Source organism: Idiomarina xiamenensis 10-D-4 (assembly GCF_000299895.1).
GTDB classification, from domain to species: domain Bacteria; phylum Pseudomonadota; class Gammaproteobacteria; order Enterobacterales; family Alteromonadaceae; genus Idiomarina; species Idiomarina xiamenensis.
Map to the genome: position 1 here is coordinate 1 of NZ_AMRG01000049.1, position 1,319 is coordinate 1,319.

Genomic DNA, 1,319 nt, shown 5'->3' on the forward strand with positions numbered 1-1,319 from the left:
TACAAGATTGTTGTTCGCCAGAATCAAATTGTACAATACCTTCTTGTCCGGTTATGGGATTCCCATCAGCATTTGAGTTGGGATAATACCCCACCGTAGCTGATGAACTATTAATGCCTATTCCAACGTGACCAAAACCTCCAGCACCACTATATAAACAAATGGTAGCGTCTAACCCCAATGGATCTGCAAACATATTTGGGTTCCCTTATACATAAGCATAAGTATTAATTCCACCCGCCAAACCGATAGGGTCAGACTGCATATAGCGTCCAGTATTGGGATCGTAATACCGATGGATGTTGTACCACAGGCAGGACTTAGCTACGAAGCTTATGTAAAAAAAGATAAAAGTTAATATTGGCTATTCACAGGATCCAGGCTTTAACTTATCTTTTATCTCCTTGGGTAACTCTGGAATTATATATTCGTTATCTAATACACTCCAAAATGCAATTGCATTTTCATCAGTTTTGAATGACTTCACCGTGTAGCTAGAATAGCAGTACATAGAGGCAGTAAGATTTAATTTGTTTTTTTCTGAAAGATAAAATCCATTTAGATAGTTTTCAACTTTAATAAAAGAAATTAGATCCGATTTTGAAATAACAATAAAGTCGCTATGAGAATCAAAGTTCAACCAGAACCAAATTAACTTTAAATCTCCAGTGTTTGATTCCCGATAAAAATATCTTTGGTCAGCTATAATATAAATTTCATCGTTATAAATCTCACTAAGAAATAATCTTATTTCTTGAGAAGGCCTCCACAATAGAGACTGGACATTAAATTTGAGTTTTTCACTTTCTATAAAAAAAATCAAAAAAAGTGTTGTTACCGCTATAGTTATAATAAAGAATATTTTTTTCATGATTTCAGGCACATTAAGGTGAAGGAACAGAGCCGCACGCAGCCCCGAAAACAACGGCTCCTAACGCGGCATGAGCCATGTAGCCACTAAAGCTTTTTTGAGTTTCTATTTTTGCTATTTCCTGTCGAATTTTCAATGCTTCGTTATGAAGTTTAAGTTGCTTCCTCAATAAATCGAACTTCTTTTTAGTATCTCTACAGTTTTTAATTTCATTTTCTAAATCTAAGATACTTTCTTCGATATAGTTCACTTCTGTGAGTAATTCATTATTCAATGCGCTGTGACTGGTTGATGCGACACTAAACCAATCTAAACCATACGAGATTGCTCCAGCGCCGAATCCGGCAACGCCACAGATAGCTCCTGCTATAGGCCCTTCGCCTGTCGGATCTATGATGCCCACAGGATTTGCTAACGCATACCCATAAGTATTAATGCCACCGTCGAG

At 36.7% G+C, this 1,319-nt stretch carries 4 protein-coding genes; all 4 read right to left on the reverse strand.

Translation table 11 applies throughout. The features are described 5' to 3' along the window. On the reverse strand, positions 1-196 hold a 196-nt coding region (locus A10D4_RS13330), incomplete at its 3' end, for a hypothetical protein (protein ID WP_008490152.1). 12 nt (positions 197-208) lie between these two features. After that, the gene (locus tag A10D4_RS14500; protein ID WP_083849671.1) at positions 209-361 is read right to left on the reverse strand and encodes an RHS repeat-associated core domain-containing protein; all 153 of its coding nucleotides are present in this window, start codon (positions 359-361) and stop codon (positions 209-211) included. 3 nt (positions 362-364) lie between these two features. Then, positions 365-871, reverse strand: a complete 507-nt coding sequence (locus A10D4_RS13335; RefSeq protein ID WP_008490153.1) for a hypothetical protein — start codon at positions 869-871, stop codon at positions 365-367. Positions 872-884: 13 nt separating this feature from the next. Further along, a partial coding sequence (locus A10D4_RS14225; RefSeq protein ID WP_008490154.1) for an RHS repeat-associated core domain-containing protein occupies positions 885-1,319 on the reverse strand: 435 nt, incomplete at its 5' end.